Origin of the sequence: Cupriavidus sp. P-10 (assembly GCF_003402535.2) — a bacterium.
GTDB lineage: Bacteria > Pseudomonadota > Gammaproteobacteria > Burkholderiales > Burkholderiaceae > Cupriavidus.
Map to the genome: position 1 here is coordinate 1,953,164 of NZ_AP025171.1, position 18,963 is coordinate 1,972,126.

8 protein-coding genes are annotated in these 18,963 nt (G+C 71.6%); 4 read left to right on the forward strand and 4 right to left on the reverse strand.

Annotated elements, in window-relative coordinates; translation table 11 throughout:
• Positions 1 to 18: 18 nt before the first annotated feature.
• The 3 genes from CTP10_RS25770 to CTP10_RS25780 all read right to left on the reverse strand — a co-directional run bounded on the left by CTP10_RS25770 (position 19) and on the right by CTP10_RS25780 (position 13,613).
• The gene (locus CTP10_RS25770) at positions 19 to 3,132 is read right to left on the reverse strand and encodes a non-ribosomal peptide synthetase (RefSeq protein ID WP_158577701.1); all 3,114 of its coding nucleotides are present in this window, start codon (positions 3,130 to 3,132) and stop codon (positions 19 to 21) included.
• The gene (locus tag CTP10_RS25775; RefSeq protein ID WP_199414660.1) at positions 3,125 to 12,403 is read right to left on the reverse strand and encodes a non-ribosomal peptide synthetase; all 9,279 of its coding nucleotides are present in this window, start codon (positions 12,401 to 12,403) and stop codon (positions 3,125 to 3,127) included. Before CTP10_RS25775 ends, CTP10_RS25770 begins: the two co-directional genes overlap by 8 nt.
• Before the next feature lie 127 nt (positions 12,404 to 12,530).
• Positions 12,531 to 13,613: a TauD/TfdA family dioxygenase gene (locus CTP10_RS25780; RefSeq protein WP_199414659.1), complete on the reverse strand. Its 1,083-nt coding sequence runs from the start codon at positions 13,611 to 13,613 to the stop codon at positions 12,531 to 12,533.
• A 263-nt stretch (positions 13,614 to 13,876) separates the two neighbouring features.
• Between CTP10_RS25780 and CTP10_RS25785 the strand changes: the two genes are divergently transcribed.
• The 4 genes from CTP10_RS25785 to CTP10_RS25800 are packed head-to-tail and all read left to right on the forward strand — an operon-like array spanning position 13,877 to position 17,135.
• Entirely contained in the window at positions 13,877 to 14,083 is a 207-nt protein-coding gene (locus CTP10_RS25785; protein WP_116321790.1) for an MbtH family protein, read from the forward strand.
• Positions 14,080 to 14,922 carry a thioesterase II family protein gene (locus tag CTP10_RS25790; RefSeq protein WP_158577700.1) on the forward strand — a complete coding sequence of 281 codons (843 nt, stop codon included), beginning with the start codon at positions 14,080 to 14,082 and terminating at the stop codon, positions 14,920 to 14,922. The genes CTP10_RS25785 and CTP10_RS25790 overlap by 4 nt, the downstream gene beginning before the upstream one ends.
• Positions 14,909 to 15,700, forward strand: coding sequence for a 4'-phosphopantetheinyl transferase family protein (locus CTP10_RS25795; RefSeq protein WP_116321788.1), 792 nt, complete (start codon positions 14,909 to 14,911; stop codon positions 15,698 to 15,700). The genes CTP10_RS25790 and CTP10_RS25795 overlap by 14 nt, the downstream gene beginning before the upstream one ends.
• A 10-nt stretch (positions 15,701 to 15,710) precedes the next feature.
• The gene (locus tag CTP10_RS25800; RefSeq protein WP_116321787.1) at positions 15,711 to 17,135 is read left to right on the forward strand and encodes a diaminobutyrate--2-oxoglutarate transaminase; all 1,425 of its coding nucleotides are present in this window, start codon (positions 15,711 to 15,713) and stop codon (positions 17,133 to 17,135) included.
• Positions 17,136 to 17,302: 167 nt separating this feature from the next.
• Here CTP10_RS25800 and aliA read toward each other — a convergent pair whose 3' ends face one another.
• Positions 17,303 to 18,943 carry a cyclohexanecarboxylate-CoA ligase gene (gene aliA / locus CTP10_RS25805; RefSeq protein WP_116321786.1) on the reverse strand — a complete coding sequence of 547 codons (1,641 nt, stop codon included), beginning with the start codon at positions 18,941 to 18,943 and terminating at the stop codon, positions 17,303 to 17,305.
• Positions 18,944 to 18,963: the final 20 nt, after the last annotated feature.

Below are 18,963 nucleotides of genomic sequence, written 5' to 3' on the forward strand. Positions count from 1 at the left end.
ATGGATTTCAGGGGGCGCTTACACCGGCGCCGCAGCCGGCACCGCAGCCGGCACCGCGGCCGGCGCTTGCGGCACGGCGGCCAGGGCCGTGTGCGCCAGCGCGTCGAGGTCACTGTCCGCGGCTTCCTGCCTGACGGCAGCGGCCAGCGCATGCGCGGTCGGATGGTCGAACACCACGCCCGGCGCGATCTCCACCTGCAGCCGGCGGCGCAGCCGCGCCACCAGCTTGATCACCAGCAGCGAATGGCCGCCGAGGGCAAAGAAGTCGGCGTGGGCGTCGACCTGGCTCTGTTCGAGCAGCTCGGCCATCAGCGCGCACACCAGGGCTTCCACCGCATCGGCCGCGGGCGCTGCGGCCGGGGCTGGCGCCCTGTCGGCAGGAACCAGTTCGCGCAGCGCGACGCGGTCGGTCTTGCCGTTGGGCAGGCGCGGCAATGCAGGCAGCGGGACGAAGCGCGCCGGCACCATCGCATCGGGCAGCATCGCGGCAAGCGTATGGCGCAGCGCGGCGGCGTCGATGGTGCAGCCTGCCGCAGGCACGAGGAAGGCACACAGTACGGCCTCGCCAGCGGGCCCCGCCACCGCGCTCACGGCGGCCTGCGCAACCGCTGGCTGGGCCAGCAGCGCGGCTTCGACTTCGGCGGGCTCGACGCGGATGCCGCGGATCTTGACCTGCTGGTCGGCACGGCCGAGCAGTTGCAGGCCGGCGGGCGTGGCGCGCGCGAGATCGCCGGTGCGGTACAGGCGCTCTCCGGCAACGAAGGGATCGTCGACAAAGGCCGCGGCATCCAGGTCCGCACGGCCAAGGTAGCCGTGCGCGAGCTGCGGGCCGCCGACGTAGAGCTGCCCGGCCACGCCGGCCGGCACCGGCCGCAACGCGTCGTCCAGCACGCGCACACGGGTCGCACCCAGCGCCCGGCTCAGCGGTGCCATGCCGGCGGGCCACGCCGGCACATCCGCGCCCAGTGCATGGACCATGACGCCGACGGTGGTTTCGGTCGGGCCATAGTGGTTAAAGATGCGGCACGCCGGCGCATGGCTGCGCAACGTGTCGACCAGACTGGCCGGCAACGGCTCGCCGCCCAGGATGACGGTTGACGGCACCGCGGGCGACTCCGTTTCCAGCAGCGCCGCCAGGTGCGACGGCACGATCTTGATGGCATCCACCGCGCGGCCGCGCAGGTAGCGCGCAAAGGCCGCGGGATGGGCCATATCGTCATCGCTGGCCACGACCAGGCAGCCGCCCTGCCACAGCGCGGCGAACAGCGTGGTGTTGCCGAGGTCGGCGGCCACGGACGAGGTCAGTCCGAAGCGCTGGCACGACGACAACGACAGCGCGTCGCAAACCGCCGCGGTGTAATGGCTGATCTGCGCGTGGCCGATCACCACGCCCTTGGGTTCCCCGGTGGAGCCGGAGGTAAACAGCACGTAGGCGGCAGCATCGGGCGTGACGGTCACTGCATCCTCCGCCGCGGCCACCGTCGCCAGCAATGCATCGGCACTGACGAGAGAGTCGTCGTCCGGCGAAGCCTGTTGCGCGATCGTCACCACCGGCGCGGCCTGCGCCAGCACGCTGCGGCGCCGCGCCTGCGGCCAGGCCGGGTCGAGCGGCACATAGGCGCCGCCCGCGGCCCATACCGCCAGCAGGCTGGCAACCAGACCGCCGCTGCGCGGCAATGCCAGCGCCACACGCGTGCCGGGGCCCACGCCAAGCGCGCGCAGCCGTTGCGCGGCGGCGTGCACGGTACGCTGCAGCCCCGCGAAGTCGAGCACCAGGTCGGCGGCATCCAGCGCAGGCGCCGTCGGTGTGCGGTGCGCGTGCATCGCGATGCGATCCAGCAGCGAATCGCCCGCGTTTGCCGGCTTCTCGCTGGTCCAGCACTGCGGCACGCGCAAGGTATCGTCGGCGGGCCACCACAGCGACGGCAGCGACGCGTCCAGTGCGGCCGGCAACGTGCCGATCAGCGCGGCGAGGTGCGACAGCAGCCACGGCGCCACGCGCGGATGGAGCGCGCCAGCGTGCGCGTGCAGGGCCAGCGCGGCCATGCCCTGCCCGTCGTCCAGAGCCTCGCATACCAGGTCGAAACCGGGCCAGGCCGGGCTGGCCAGCGCAATCCCGTCGGCCGGTAGCGGCGCTACCGCAAACCCGATACGGGGACCTGCGTCGCCGGGCAGCCACGCTTCCTGCCACGCGGCGTGGCCGTCCAGCGTCGGCAGCCACGCCTGCCAGTGGCTGCGCAGGCTGGTTTCGTCTTCCCATTGCACCCGAAGCGGCAGCGCCTTGACGAATACGCCGGCGGCGCCGGCCATCACGTCGTAGTCGCGGCGGCAGTCGTGCAGCCACGTGGCACTGAATGCCGGCTGCGCGCACAGGCGCGCCAGCAGGGTCCACCACGCGGCCTGCAGCACGCGCTCGGGCGTGGCGCCGAGCTCGCGCGCGGCAACGGCCAGCGCATGGCGATGGGCCGCGTGTAACGTGTGGCGCCAGCTGTCGGCTGGCGTGGCGGTGGCGGGGGCGGAAGCCGCAGCGAGCGCGTCGGGCATGCGCAGCGGCGTGGGCAGGCCGGCCGCCTGCGCCTGCCAGTAATCGCGGCCGGCGTTGCCGGTGCCGTCCTCACCCAGGCGCGCGCCCTGCTGCCAGTCGGCGTACTGGGCGTATTGCAGCGGGAGTTCGGCATCGTCCGCGGCCGGGGCCTCCAACGCGGCGCGCACGGTTTCTGCGAGGCGCAGCACGCTGTTGCGATCGGCTGCCAACGGGCTTACCAGCAGCCACAGCGTGGCGCCGCCGGTGGCCAGCGGGCACAGGCAGGCGCGCAATACATCGCCCTCCGCCGGATTTAGCGCAGGCAGCACCAGCGCATCGCCTTCAGCGACGAAGACCGTGGCCGCGCCGCCGTTGCCGCTCTGCGGCACGCATGCCACCAGTTGGCTGCCATCGTCGACGTAGGCCATGCACAGCACGTCGTGGCGCCCGCGCAGCACGGCCAGCGCGGCGTCTACCGCCGCAGGCTCGGGCTGGCACCGCAACGCGATGCGCGCCGCATGCGCATGCGGCACCGGCGCGCTGCGCCATTGCAGCCAGGCGGCCTGTTGCTCGGGGGTCGGGGTCCAGGCGTCGTGCATCTCAGGCATCGGCGTTCTCCTGTGGGGGCACGGCCAGGGGCTGGCCTTCCAGCTGAGCGCGGTCGAGCATATCGCCCATCGCCACCACGATCTTGCGCGGCCCCTCATAGGGATCGCGCGCGTGCGCGGCCAGCATGTTGTCGAGCATCACTACGTCGCCGCGCTGCCAGTCGAAGCGCACGGCGCAGGCTTCATACAGCTCGCCGATCAGCGCCATGGCCTCGTCGGGAATCGGCGTGCCGTCGCCGAACATCACGTGGCGCGGCATGCGCTCCAGGCCGGCCATCTCCAGCAGGTCTTCGCGCACGTCGGCCTCCAGGCACGAGACGTGGTGCAGCTGCACCTGGTTGAAGAAGCTGCGCTCGCCGGTGACCGGGTGGCTGACGATGGCCGGGCACACGGTGCGGGTCTGCAGCACGTCGCCGTCCAGCCAGCGGCAGTCGATGCCGGCGGCACGGCAGCGCGCCTCGACCTCGGCGCGGTCGTCGGTCTTGTAGAAGTCGCGCCAGTCCACGTCCAGCCGCGGGGTGAAGGTGCGCACGTACATCAGCTGCTTGCGGGCAAACTCTTCGGCCAGCGCGGGCGGCAGGCGGCGCAGCAGCTCGCGGCAGTCGACGATCGGGGTGGCGCCGCCCACGGCGGAGGGTAGTTCGCAGAAGAACCACTGCTTGCGCGGCCAGCGCTCCAGGTGCGCGCTTTCATTGTGGTACAGGATCATCTGGCGCTCGGGGTACGGCGTGGAGCGATACGTGTTGCGCCCGCCCTCCTTCTTGGGCAGGTCGCCGTAGCTGCCGTACAGGCCGGGGTGCATGGCTTCGGCGAAGGCTTCGAAGGCCTGCGGGTTGGGCAGGTCGAAGCCGCGGAAGACAATGCCGGCGTGCCGGTGCAGCGTCGCGGCGACCAGCTCGCGCGAGCGCGCAGCCCACGCAACCGGGTCCAGGCCCGGCACCGCCGGCTCGATCACGATGGGGAAGACTTCGCCGGCGCGCAGCGGGCGCAGCCGCACCTGGCTGGCCGGGTCGGCAGCGGCAGCCGGCGGCACGGCGGCGGCGGCCGGGGCGGAAGCGGCGCCAGCGGCCGGGCGCGGCCGGGCCAGCGATTTCAGCTGGTCGAGCTTGGCCGCCATGCGTTGGCTGGTTTCCATGGTTCGGAACTCCTCGAGTTTCGGTTGGGACGGGCGCGCGGCGCCCGGGACGGGTGCGGTGGCGCGGTCGGCGGGCTGGTCCGGGGCACGCAGCAGCGCCTCCAGCGTGGCCAGCCATTCGGCGGCGAAACGCGCCACGGTGGCGGATTCGAACAGCGCGCTGGCAAAGACCCAGTCGCCGCGCAGCGGCGCCGCTTCCTGTTCGCTCTCAGGCTCCAGGAACAGCGCCATGTCGAACTTGGACGTGCGCTCGATGGGCGGCAGCATCGCGGCCTGCACGCCGGGCATGTCAAGCTGCCCCGCCGGGGTGTTCTGCAGCACGAACAGCGCCTGCACCAGCGGATTGCGGCTACGGTCGCGCGGCACGCCCGCCGCCTCGACGATGCGGTCGAACGGCAGGCCGTCATGCTCGAAGGCCGCCAGCACGTCGCGCCGGCAAGCGGCCAGCACCTCGCGGAAGCTGGCGCCGGCAATGCGGCGCGAGCGCAGCGGCAGCACGTTGACGAAGAAGCCAATCAGCGGCTCGAGTGCGGCGTCGGGGCGGCCGGCGACGTCGGTGCCGAGCACCAGGTCGTCCATGCCGGTGGCGCGGTGCAGCCAGCACTGGAAGCTGGCCAGCAGCACGATAAAGGGCGTGACCTGCCCGGCGCGCGCCAGCGCATGCACCTGCGCCATGCGCTCGCCGTCGATCCGCAGCGCCACGGCGTCGCCTTCCATGCGCGCGACAGGTGGGCGGGCGCGGTCAGCCGGCAACGCCAGCGCCGCCGGTGCACCGGCAAGCGCGCCGCGCCAATAGGCGGTGAGCCGCTCCAGTGCCGCACCGCGCAACCCGTCGCGTTGCCACGCGGCATAGTCGGCGTATTGCAATGTCAGCGGCGGCGGCGGCGCGACCTGCTCCGGCGCCAGCGCGCGGCGGTAGCCGTGGGTGATCTCGTTGACCAGCAGGCCGACCGACCAGCCGTCCGACACCAGGTGGTGCATGGCAACCAGCAGCACATGTTCCTGCGGCGCGCAGCGCAGCAGCGTGGTGCGCCACAGCGGCGCGTGGCCGAGGTCGAACGGGCGCGAGGCGTGCTCGTGCATGGCCTCCCGCAGCGCCGCTTCGCGCGCTTCAGGTGCCAGCGCCTGCAGGTCGATCACCGGCAGGCCGATGTCGGCGGCGGCATCGATGTGCGCGTAGGGCTCGCCGTCGTCGTCGGGATAGGCAGTACGCAGGATCTCGTGACGCGCCGCCACCGCCGCCAGCGCCTGGCGCAGCGCGGCGAGTTCCAGCGGACCGCGCAGGCGCAGCGCGCCGGCCATGTTGTAGGCGGCTCCGGTGTTGCCCTGCAGGCGTTCGACCAGCCACAGCCGCTGCTGCGCCAGCGATACTGGCATGCGCGCGGTACGCGGCACCGGGACCAGCGCGGGCATCGCCACGACAGGTGCCGCGTTATCCAGCCGGGCAGCGAAGTCGCGCAGCACCGGCGCCTCGAAGACATCGCGCAGCGTGGCCTGTGCATGGCCAGCTCCACGCAGCCTTGCCACCACGCGCGTGGCGATCAGCGAATGGCCGCCGAGGCGGAAGAAATGACTGTCGCGGCCGACGCGAACGCCCGGCAACTGGGTTTCCCAGATGCCGGCCACGGCCTGCTCGGTTGGCGTGTCGGGCGGTGCCCCCTCCTCCGCCACGACCTGCGGCGCCGGCAGCGCCTTGCGGTCGATCTTGCCGTTGGCATTGAGCGGCCACGACGGCATGCACACCCATGCGGCAGGCACCATGTACGCAGGCAGCCGCGCGGCGACGCTGGCGGAGAGTTCGGCTTCCAGTGAGTCAGGCGCGTGCTGCGCGTGGCCGGCTTGCGGCTGCCAGTACGCGGTCAGCCATTCGGTGCCGGCGGCGCGGTGCACTGTCACCAGCGCCTGCCGCACTGCGGGATGCGCGGCCAGCACGGCTTCGATCTCGCCCAGCTCGATGCGGTAGCCGCGCAGCTTGACCTGGAAGTCCTTGCGGCCGATGTATTCGAGCACCCCGTCTTCGCGCCAGCGGCCGAGGTCGCCGGTCAGGTAGCGGCGGCTGCCCGGCGCGCCGGTCGGGTCCGGCACGAAGGCTGCCGCGGTGCGGCGCGAGTCGGCCAGGTAGCCCCGGCCGACGCCGGCGCCGGCCACCGCGATCTCGCCCACCACGCCGGGCGCGGCCAGATTGCCGTCGGCATCGAGCACCTGCAGCACGGCATTGGCGGTCGGGCGGCCGATCGGCACGGTGTCCGCCGCTTGCGCCAGCGCGTCGGCGTGCAGGGGGTGGAACGCCACGTCGTCCGAGCATTCCGCCGGCCCGTAGGCGTTCATCAGCGGCACGCGCGGATAGCGGTCCAGCCAGGCGTGCGCGGTGGCGGGCGGCAGCGCCTCGCCGGTGGGCAATACCCAGCGCAGCGCCGGCAGCGGCGCGTCGTGGCCTTCGGCGTCCTGGCAGTCGAGCATGGCCTGCAGCAGCGACGGCACCGGCTCGAAGAGCGTCACGCCGCGCTGCGCCAGCAGCGCGGTGAGCATGGCGGGATCGCGCACCACGTCGTCGCCAACGATCTCCACGCACGCGCCGAAGACCGGCGCGGCGAGTGCCTGCCAGACCGAGATGTCAAAGCAAGGCGGCGCGGTCTGGGCGATCACGTCGCCCTCGCCCAGCCCCAGCGGCACCACCTTGGCCAGCATGTTGTTGAGCATGCCGGTGCGCGTGACCATCGCGCCCTTCGGCACGCCGGTCGAGCCGGAGGTGAACAGCACGTAGGCGAGCTGTGCGGGATGCGTGGGCGCGTCTGCCGCAGGCGCCCCCCCGGCTTCCAATGCAGCCAGCGTCGTAGCACCGGCAATGCCGGCAGCGTGCAAAGCCGCCACGCCCGCCGCATCGGCCAGGACCTGCGCGGGCCGCGCCTGCGCCAGCACCTGCTGCCAGCGCGCCGCGGGATGGCTGACGTCGAGCGGCACCCATGCCGCGCCGGCGCGCAGGATGCCAGCCAGCGCTACCAGCCAGTCCAGCCCGCGCGGCAGCAGCACCGCAACCAGATCGTCCGGGCGCACGCCGGCGGCGCGCAGGCCGCCGGCGACGTGGCCGGCGCGCTCCCACCAGTCAGCATAGGTCAGCGCTTCGGCGCCGCAGTGCGCCAGCACCCGCCGCGGATGCGTGGCCACCTGGCGCGCGACCCGCTGCACGTAGTCGTCCTGCAAGGCTGCGGGCGCCACGCTGGAGTCGTCGCTCGCGCTCCATGCCTGCAGCCTGGCGCGCGTGGGGCCATCGAGCATGTCTACGGCGCCCACGTGGGCCGCGCCGGCGGCCAGCGACGCCAGCACGGCGGCGTAGGCGTCCATCCATTGCGCCAGCCGGTGCGGCTGCACACGCGAGGCATCGCAGGTGAAGCGAATGGTGAAGCGGCTGTCGGGCATGACCTCCAGCGTCAGGCCGTAGTGGGTCTGCTCGATGTTGTCGTGCTGGCGCAGGCGCAGGCCGGCCACCTCGCGCGCGCGGTCGCCAAGGTCGGGGAGGTTCTGGAACACCATCAGCGTGTCGAACAGGGCGCCGCCGATGCCGGACTGGGCCTGGATCTCGGCGAGTGCGGCGTGCTCGAACTCGCGCATCGCGACGGCCGCGTGCTGGGTTGCCTGCAGGTAGTCCGCCACCGCCTGCGCGCCTTGCGGACGCAGCCGCAGCGGCAGCGTATTGATGAACACGCCCAGCATGCGCTCGGCGCCTTCCAGTCCCGTGGGGCGGCCCGCCGAGGTCACGCCGAAGACGATATCGTCGCCGCCGGCATGGCGCGCCAGCACGATGCCCCACGCCGCCTGCATTACGGTGTTGAGCGTGACGCGGTGCGCCGCCGCCAGCGCGCGCAGGCTCGCGTCGAGGCCGGCCGGCAGGACCAGGTCGCGGCACAGCGGCGCGGACTGGCCGTGCGCGCTGGCCGGCGCAATGCCCGGCAGCACGGTCGGGCCGGCCAGGCCGGCAAATGCCTCGCGCCAGAAGGCTTGCCGCGCGCAAGCGGGCTGTGCCGCGAGCCAGGCAATGTAGTCGCGATACGGGCGGCGCGGCGTCGGGGCATGCGCCGGGTCGGCATAGCGGGCCAGCGCCTCGTCGAGCAGTTGCACCGAGCCCCAGCCATCGACGATCAGGTGGTGCCGGCTCCAGACCAGCCACCAGCCCGCGTCGCGGGTGCGCAGCAGCGCCAGCCGCATCAGCGGCAGCCCGGCGGGGTCGAACCCACGCGTGCGATCGGCGCGGCACCAGTCCGCCAGTTGAACCGCTTGCGCGTCAGCATTGGCACCGCGCCAGTCTTCCACCGTCACCGGCAGCGTGGCACGCGCATGCACGCATTGCAGTGCGCGGTCGCCGCCCGCTTCGCCCGCCGCGGCAAAGGTGGTGCGCAGGATCGGGTGCTCGTCCAGCAGCGCCTGCCAGGCGGCGGCCATGCGTTCGGTGTCGAGCGGGCCGTCGACCTGCAGCACCAGCTGGTTGACGTAGGCACCGTTGCCGCCGTCGCGCAGGTGGTGGAAGAGCAGGCCTTCCTGCAGCGGCGACAGCGGATAAGCATCTTCGACATTGCCCGGTTCGCCACGCAGACGCTCCAGCGCCTGCGCGTCGCAGCCGCTCAGTGCAAAAGGCTGCGGAGCGACCGGCGTGACCGGCGTAGCGTTTGCGCTGGCTGGCGTTGCGCGCGCGGCGAGATGAACCGACAGGCGTGCCAGCGTCGGGTGCGCGAACAGGTCCTTCGGCGCAAGCACCAGTTGCTGCGCGCGCGCCTTGGCGACTATCTGCAGCGCCAGGATGGAATCGCCGCCGAGCGCAAAGAAGTCCGCTTCGCGGTCGATCTGATCGCGTTGCAGGATCTCGCGCCACAGTCCCGCCAGCACCTGTTCGATGGCGCCCACCCGCGTGTCGGCCGGCACCACGTTCAAACGCAGCACGGCAGCCAGTGCCGCAGGGGTGGGATGCGCGAACAGCAGCCTGGGCGTCAGCGGCAGGCCTGCCTTGCGCGCCTGCGCGACCAGTTGCAGCCCGAGGATGGAGTCGCCGCCGAGGGCGAAGAAGTTGTCGTCGGCGCCCACGCTTTCACGTCCGAGCACGCCGGCCCACAGGCTCGCCAGCGTGGACTCGGTCTCGTCGCGCGGAGCCGCCTGCGACGGTGCGGTGGCCTCGCCGGGCACCGGCGGCAACGCCTTGCGGTCGACCTTGCCGTTGCGCAGCCGCGCAAAGGCCTCGCACGGCACGAACACTGCAGGGAGCATCGGCGCCGGCAACGCAGCAGCCATGGCGGTGCGCAGCGTATCGAGATCCAGGCCGTCTTCCGGCACCAGGTAAGCGACCAGCCGCAGCCCTTCACCTGCCGGCGACGGCTGCGCCAGCACCACGGCATCGCGCACCCCCGCCGCCTGTCGCAGCCAGGCTTCGACCTCGCCGGGCTCCACGCGGAAGCCGCGGATCTTGACCTGCGCATCGGCACGGCCGAGGAAGACGATCGCGCCGGCATCGTCCATGCGTACGCGGTCGCCGGTGCGGTACAGGCGCCCACCCGGATGGAACGGATCCGGCACGAAACGCTCGGCGGTCAGCGCGGGGCGGCGCAAATAGCCGCTGGCGACGCCCGCGCCGCCAATATAGAGCTCGCCCACGGCGCCGCGCGGCACGCGGTTCAGGTGGCGATCCAGCACGTAGGCCCCGACGCCAGGGAGCGGCTGGCCGACGGGAATTGCACCCGTGGCCACGGCGCCAGGCACCGCATGCGTCAGGCATCCGACCGTGGTTTCCGTCGGGCCGTAGTGGTTGACCACGCGGCATGCCGGGCGCAGCGCCTGCACGCGCGCCGCCAGCGCCCCGTCGAGCGCCTCGCCGCCGAACACCAGGCACTGGCGCGGCAGCAGCCGCGCCGGATCGGCCACGGCCAGCAGCGCGCGCAGGTGCGACGGGACGATCTTCAGGCAATCGATTGGCCGTGCTGCCAGGGCGTCGGCAAGCGCTTCAGGGTCTTCGCCCAGTGCGTCGTCCAGCACGCGCAGCGTATGCCCGCCGAGCAGTGCGCCGAACCACGCGGTGTGACCGAGGTCGGCCGTTACCGAGGACAACGAGGCTAGCGACGATCCTGCCGGCAGCGCCAGCGCATGCAGCACACCGGCGGCGTAATGCGCGAGGTTGCCCTGCGTGACCACCACGGCCTTGGGCGTGCCGGTCGAGCCGGAGGTGTAGATCAGGTAGGCGGGCTGTGCCGGCGCGGCGGCAGGCCAGGTAATGGCGGTAGTTGCCTCAATAGAGGCGGCATGCCAGGCAGCGCCCGGCACGGCTTGCGCCAGCCACTGCGGCCGCTCGCCCTCGCCCACCACGGCTGCGAGCCCCGCATCGGCCGCCAGTTGCGCCAGCCGCGCGGCGGGCATGCCGGCGTCCAGGCACAGAAAGGCGGCACCGGCCTTCCATGCGCCAAGCATGGCGGCAGCCATGCGCGCGCCGCGCGGCAGCAGCAGGCCGACCACGCCGCCGGGCCGGACACCACCGTCGCAGAGGCTTGCGGCAAGCGCGCTAGCGGCGCGATCGAGCGCGGCATAGCTGCATTGCGCGTCGGCGGCATCGACGGCGAGCCGCTCCGGATGCGCGCGTACCCCGGCCTCGAAGGCCGCCAGTGCAGTGGCATGCCGTCCGATGCCGTCCGCACGCATATCGGACAGCAACGCCGACCCGTACAGCGGCAGGTCGCCGACACGGGCGTCGGCGTTGTCGAGCACCGCATCCACCGCGGCGCGCAGCGTGGCAACCAGGCGCTGCACGCCCTGCGCCTCGAAGCGATCGGCGTCATAGCGCCACTGGCCGCGCAGGCGTTCGCCTTCGTCCTGCCAGCGCAGGTTCATGTCGTTGGCCGCGCCGCGCTGCGTGGCGAGGTATTCGCGCATCAGGTAGCGGCCCAGCACGTTGCGCGGCCCCACCGGCACAAAGGTGGTCATATGCCGGAACAGCGGCCCCTCCCCGCCCATGCGCGCCAGCGGATACTGCTGATGGCGCAATGCGCCGCGCATCTGCCGGGCGCAGTCGCGCACCACCGCGGCAAAGGCCGGATTGGCGGAGAAGTTTGCGCGCAGCGGCACCGTGTTCAGCGTAAAGCCGATCAGGTCGGCGGACTGCGCGCCGGAGCGGCCTGCCGTCGGCGTGCCGACCAGGAAGTCGTCTTCGCCGCTGGCGCGATGCAGCACGGTCTTGAACAGTGCCAGCATCACCACGAAGACACTGGCCTCCAGCCGCGTTGCCAGTTCGCGCAGTCCGTTGGTCTGCTGCGGCGTGAGATGGAATTCGATTTCAGCGCCGCGGTGGCGCGGTTCGGCATACAGGGTGCCGGGCAATGCCGGCGCGGCGGGCGCGTCTTCGAGCACGCCTTCCCAGTGCGCACGCAGCGAGGCGCCGCGCGGTCCGGCCAGCAGCTGGCGCTGGCGCACCAGCCAGTCGCGGTAGCGGCCCACCTGCGAGGCCATCGGCGGCCGGTTGGCGCACAACGCTTCGTAGGTGGCGAAGATCTGGTCGCAGACCAGTTCGAAACCGAGATAGTCGCCGGCGATATGGTGCATGCCGGCACACATCCACATGCGGTCGTTGCCGTCGGCCTGGCGCGATACCAGGAAGCGGAATCGGCAAACCTGTCCGGCGTCAGGATCGAACGGCTCGTCAGCCTCGCGCTCGAACCAGGCTTGCAGACCGGCTTCATCGAGGTCGTCGGCGCGCGTCAGCGAGATCTCCGCGGCAAAACCCGCGGGGCGCGCCATCACGATTTCGCCGTCTTCTTCGATAAAGCCGCTGTGCAGCGCCTCATGGCAGTCCACCACGTGCCGCACCGCCTGCTTGAGCAGCCCGAAGCGCAGGCCAGCTGGCAACTCGATCGCGAACACCATGTTATAGGCCGCGCTGTGCGGATGGCGGCGATGGAATGCCAGCAGCGCGAGCTGGCCGGGGCCGGCGGGATAGCGGTCGAAGTAGCCGGGATGCGCGGCCAGCCAGGCATCGGCCTCGGCGGCGCGGGTGGCCAGCAGCCGGGCCGCGGCGTCCTGCGCTGCGGTGCCGGCCGCGCTGTCGCCGGCCACGCGCCAGCGCCCGTCCCGCAGGCGCAGGCGCACGCCTTCGGCGCGCAGGGTTCGCATCAGGGCGCCAGTTTCGGCCGGCAAGGAAGCTTCGGAAGACGACATGGCGAAAACGTTAGAGATGACAGGTCCCCGCGGGGCAGGCGCAACCTGCCCCGCAAGGGAGAGATCAGGACGGAAACGGGGCTTAGCCGAGTCCGGGCGGCGCGGGTTCGGCCATGGCGACGATCACGCGGCGCGGGCCGGTGAAGGTGCCGCGCCCGTGGGCGGCGAGCATGTTGTCGAGCATCAGCACGTCGCCCTGCTGCCAGGGGAAGCGCACCGTGCATTGGTCCAGCGTGGCGCGGATCGATGCGAGCGCATCGTCTTCCACCGGCGCGCCGTCGCCATAGACGACATTGCGCGGCAGTTCGTCGACGCTGCCGACCACGGCCAGCAAAGCCTCGCGCACGTGTGGCGCAAGGTTCGACACATGAAACAGGTGGGCCTGGTTGAACCACACCATCTCGCCAGTCACCGGATGGCGGGCAACCGCCTGGCACAGCTGGCGGGTGCGCAGTTCGCCATCGGGCTTCCATTCGAAATCGATCCGCTGCGCGCGGCAGAAGCGCTCCACCTGAGCGCGGTCCTCGGTGTTGAAGGCGCGCTGCCAGCTCAGGTCGAGGCCGTTGCCGTAGTTGCGCACGTACATCAGCCGGCGTTGCGCAAAGCGCTCGCGGATGACGGGATCGAGACGCTGGTAGACCAGGCGGCTGTCGGCGATTGGCGTCTCGCCGCCGGTTTCGCTCGGCTGCACGCAGTGGAACCAGATCTTCATCGGCCACTGCAGCGTGTACGACTGCTCGTTATGCAGCGGGATTACCTGGTGCGCCGGGTATTCGGTCGAGGTATAGACGCCCTCCTTGACCTGCGAGCGCGGCGTGGAACCGAACTCGTAGCTCAGCAGCGGATGGCCGAAGGCGCTGGCGAAGGCGCGGAACGCGGCGTCGTCATCGAAATGGAAGCCGCGGAACAGCACGCCGCCAACGCGTGGCAGCTGTTCGGCGGCAATCGCCGCCATGGCGTTGAACTGGCTGCGCCAGTCGGACTCGCCCTCCGGCGTGACCAGCAGCGGCAGCGCGCCATGCGCGGACAGCGGGGCGGTGCGCAGCCCGGTTGCCCTGGCGGTGGCGGCGGCGGTGGCTGAAGCGGCTGTGGTTGCGGCGGTAGCCGCGCCGGCCGCGGCGCGATGGTCCGCCCGGAGGTCGGCGATGGTACTGGTCGTGTCCATATCCCTGTTGCCTCTACGGGTGCGTTCGCGTGGCCGGTAGCGGCCTGAGAGTCAATGCAGGCCAACGGGGGCAGCCAAGCGAACAATGTCTGCACATTGAAAGTGTGAAGCGAGTGTAGCGGAATTATTTACGAATGGAAATACAAATCATTATCATTTACGATGCTGCCTTACGAATTACCTCGATTGTTCGCAACGCCGTCGCGGCGGCCCGCGCCGCCTGCAACGCGATGGCGTTCCACACCACCTGAAGGAGCATTGCCATGAGCTGGGACCATCCCGACACGCGTTTCCATGTCGTCCGCAATGAAGAAGGCCAGTACTCGATCTGGCCCGACTACAAGCCCGTCCCGGCAGGATGGGAAAGCACCGGCTTCCAGGGCAGCCGCGACGAATGCCTGGCCCATATCGACACGGTCTGGACCGACATGCGCCCGCTCAGCCTGCAGCGCGCGCTGGCCGGCGCATGAGCGCGCCGCAGCCGGCGCGCGAGCGCTGGTATGCCGTCATGCCGGGCCGCGCCGGCGGTGTCGAAAACGCCGACAACGCTGACGGTGCCGCCGACAGGCGCGTGCGCCTGTACTGCCTGCCGTACGCGGGTGGCGGTCATACCGCGTACCACGGCTGGCGCGACGCGCTGCCCGCCCAGGTAGAACTGGCGCCGGTATGCCTGCCCGGGCGCGGCATGCGCACGGCCGAGGCGCATGCCGCGTCGATCGGCGAACTGGCCACGGCGCTGGCCGCGTCGATCGCGCGCGCGGCGCGCAGCGAGGCGCCGCGCTTTGCGCTGTTCGGGCACAGCATGGGCGCCCTGCTCGGCTTCGAAACCGCGCGCGTGCTCGAGGCCGTGCACGGCCTTTCCCCCACGGCGCTGGTCGTGTCCGGGCGCGGCGCGCCGGCGCTGCCGTCGGCGCGGCCGCCGTTCAGTACGCTGCCTGACGGGGCGTTTGCCGACGTCATCGCGGCGATGGGCGGCATGCCGGCGGAGATCCGCGAAACCCCGGAAGCGCTGGCATTTTTCCTGCCGGTGCTGCGTGCCGACATTGCGCTGTGCGAGCGCTGGCGCTACCGCGCCGGCCCGCGCCTGGGCTGTCCGATCACCGTGCTGGGCGGCCAGGACGATGTCCACGCCCCGCCGCCCACGCTGGCGGCCTGGCGCGACGAGACCCTGCACGACTGCCGCCAGCAAGTGTTCGCGGGCGGGCATTTCTTCCTGCACGAAGCTGCGCCGGCGGTGCTGGACGCCATTGCGCAGGCCGTGCTTGGCACCTCGGCGCTCAGCGGAGAACCCGGCCATGCGCTTGCCTGACCTCGCCACGCCATCGCACGGCGACATCCACGTCTGGCACGTGGCGGCCGACGCGCCGGTGGATCCGGCGGTGCTGTCGGCCGTGCTGTCGGCCGACGAGCACGCCCGCGCGGCCGCGTTTCGCCAGGCCGCCGACCGCAACCGCTTCGCCGCGGCGCGCACGGCCTTGCGCACGTTGCTGGGCGGCTGCCTGGGCCTGCCGCCCGCCGACGTGCCGCTGGCCGCCAACGCCTTCGGCAAACCCGTGCTCGCCACGGGCTCGCAGGAACCGCCCTTGCACTTCAACGTCAGCCACAGCGGCGCGCGCGCGGTGATTGCGCTGTCTCGCGTGCCGGTCGGCATCGACATCGAAGCCTGGCGCGCCGGCATGGCCTGGGCGGACTGGCGCGACAGCGCCGCTGTGGCCTGCGCGCCCGATGAAATGCACTGGCTCGCCGGGCTGGCGCAGCGGCAGCCGGAGCACGCCATGCTGGGCTTCCTGCGGCTATGGACCGCCAAGGAAGCGTGCAGCAAGGCGGTCGGCACCGGCCTGTCGGCACCGCCGCACGCGGTGCGCGTGGCGCTGCCCGGCAGCGCCGAATGCGTGCCGCCGCTGGCACGCGCCGGCACCGGCGTCTGGTATCTGCACGATGCCGGCGGCGGTCCGCGCTATGTGGCGTGCCTGGCCACGCCGCTGGCGGCCGTGCGCGTCATGCAACGGCAATACCCTTCGCGCTCCGTTAGCCAGCCCTCAATCCAGTCCTTGCAGTCAACGCCCCTGTACAACGCCCTCCGCTAGGAATGACACCATGACGCCTCCCTCGCTCGCCACGCTCGCCCACGGCCAACCCGCGCCGTTCTCGGCAGGCGCCTTTGCCCGGCAAGCGCCGATCCGGCTCGACGACAACGCCTACCTGCAGCGCCAGTGCGCCCGCGAATCCAACGCGCGCTCCTATCCGCGCCGCATCCCGCTGGCGCTGGAGCAGGGCTATGGCGTGTACCTGCGCGACACCAGCGGCCAGCTCTTTATCGACTGCCTGGCCGGTGCCGGCACGCTCGCGCTCGGCCACAACCACCCGGCGGTGGTGCGCGCGCTGCGCGACACGCTCGACAGCGGGCTGCCGCTGCATACGCTGGACCTGGCCACGCCGGTCAAGGACCGCTTTATCGACGACCTGTTCGGCCTGCTGCCGGCGGAGTTCGCCGCGCGCGCCCGCATCCAGTTCTGCGGCCCGACCGGGGCCGACGGCATCGAAGCCGCGCTCAAGCTGGCCAAGACCGCCACCGGGCGGCACACCGTGCTGAGCTTTGCGGGCGGCTACCACGGCATGACGCATGGCACGCTGGCGCTGATGGGCAACCTGGGGCCCAAGGCGCCGCTGGGCGCGCTCGGCGCCAGCGTGCAGTTCCTGCCGTACCCGTATGACTACCGCTGCCCGTTCGGCCTGCGCGGCGACGCCGGCATCGATGCCGGGCTGCGCTATATCGAGCAGATGCTGTCCGATCCCGAGTCCGGCGTGCTGCCTCCGGCGGCGGTTGTGGTGGAAGCGGTGCAAGGCGAAGGCGGCGTGATTCCCGCGCCGGCACGCTGGCTGCGCGAGCTGCGCCGCATCACGCGCGAACGCGGCATCGCGCTGGTGCTGGACGAAGTGCAGACCGGGCTGGGCCGCACCGGCCGCACGTTCGCGTTCGAGCATGCCGGCATCGTGCCGGACGTGCTGGTGTTGTCCAAGGCGATTGGCGGCGGGCTGCCGATGTCGGTGGTGATCTACGACAGCGCGCTTGACGCGTGGCAGCCGGGCGCGCATGCCGGCACCTTCCGCGGCAACCAGCTGGCAATGGCGGCGGGGTCGGCCACGATCCGCACCATCGCCACGCAGGGCCTGGTCGCGCATGCCGAGAGCATGGGCCAGCGGCTGGCAACGCAGTTGCGGCAGCTGCAGTCGGACTTCGCTGCAATGGGCGAGGTGCGCGGGCGCGGGCTGATGCTTGGCGTGGAACTGGTGGATGAACGTGCCGAGCCTGACGTGGGGGGCGCCTACCCCGCCGATGGCGACTTTGCCCGCACGGTCCAGCGCGAATGCCTGCAGCGCGGGCTGATCGTGGAGCTGGGCGGGCGCCATGGGGCGACGGTGCGGTTCCTGCCGCCGCTGGTCATTGACGAGGCTGAGGTGGACCTGGTGGGTGAGTTGTTTGGTGAGGCGCTTGGGGCGGCCAGCAGGCAGTTGCGCTGACATCGTCAAGGCTGGGGTGTTGTCTGCCCTTTTCTATTTATGGGAGAGGGAACAGCATGAGCATCACCGCAACGTGAAGCGTTGTCGTGCTTGCCGAGCGCCGGCCCTCTCCCCCGCCCCTCTCCCGCATGCGGGAGAGGGGAGCAAACCAGCGGTCAGCGCATGGACTACAGCGCATCCCGCAACAGATCGCGCAGCCGGAACTTCTGGATCTTCCCTGCCGGCGTCGCCGGCAAGGCGTCGCGCACCACTAGCTTTTCCGGGATGTACTGCAGCGCCATCTTCTGGCCCTTGAGCCAGTCCACCATCGCCGCGTGGTCGAAGTCATGCCCGGCGCGCGGCACCACGAACGCACACGCACGCTCGCCCAGGCGTTCGTCCGGATAGGCGACGATAGCCACCTGCGCCACGGCGGGATGACGGTACAGCAGGGTCTCGACCTCCAGCACGGGGATGTTCTCGCCGCCGCGGATGATCACGTCCTTGCTGCGGCCGGCGATGCGCAGGTAGCCGTCGGCATCGAGCCGGGCCAGGTCGCCGGTGTCGAACCAGCCGTCGGCATCGGTGCCGTTCAATTGCGGGCGCTTCAGGTAGCCGCCGAAATTGGAGCAGGCGCGCACCAGCAGCCGGCCGGTCTCGCCGGTCGGCACGTCCGCGTCGGTGCCGTCGACCACCCGGATCGCCACGCCCGGCAGCGGGCGGCCGTCGGTGGTGGACGCGCGTTCGTCGCTGTCTTCCGGCAGCGTCGTGGTGACCGCGCCGTTCTCCGTCATGCCCCATGCCGACACGATCTTCGCGCCGAGCGCGTGGTGCGCCTGCTCGACCAGCGCGCCAGGGATCGGCGCGCCCGCGCACAGGAAGATGCGCAGGCTCGGCACCGGCGCGCCGGACTCGGCCACCACGCGCGCGAGATCGGTCAGGAACGGCGTGGAACCCATGGTGAAGGTCACGCCCTCGTCGCGGATCAGCGCGGCGGCGCGGGCCGGGTCCCAGATGTCCTGCAGCACCGCATGCGCGCGCAGCACCACCGGCATCATCAGGCCGTACATGAAGCCGGTCTGGTGCGCCATCGGCGAGGCCATCAGCACCACGTCGTCGCCGGTGAGATGGAGCCGGTCCGCATAGGCGACGATGTTGGAAAACAGCGTGTTCGCGGTATGCATCACGCCCTTGGGCTCGCCGGTGGTGCCGGAGGTGTAGATCAGCTGCGTGACGTCGTCCGGCCCAGGGCGGCTGCGCAGCAGGATGGTGGCGGCATCGGGTGCATCTTCCCAGGACGGGCCGCTGAGCAGCGCCTCGAAGCTGTCGTCGCCATCGCCATCCGCCACGACGATATGGCGCAGTGCCGGCAACGCTTCACGCAGACCCCGCAGCATCTGCGCATGATCGAAGCCGCGGAACATCTTCGGCACCACCACCACCTTGCTTTGCGCATGCGCCAGCATGAACGACAGCTCGCGCTCGCGGAAGATCGGCATCACCGGGTTGAGCACGGCACCCAGCCGCGCACAGGCCAGGTACAGCACGCTCAGGTGCCAGCCATTGGGCAGCTGGCATGAGACCACGTCGCCCGCGACGATGCCGAGGCGGGAGAGGCCCACCGCCACGCGGTCGGCCATGCGCGCCAGTTCCTGCCAGGTGAAGCGCGTCACGCACTGGCGGTCGATGCCGAGCGCGGTCAGCGCGGGCGCGTCGGGCCGGTCCCGCACGCAGGCGGCAAGATAGTCGTTGATGGTACGGTCCTGCCAGTGCCCGGCGGCAATGCTGGCGGCACGGCGCGGCGCAATCAGTACGGCGTCGAAATCCATGGCGGTCTCCTCGTTGTTGT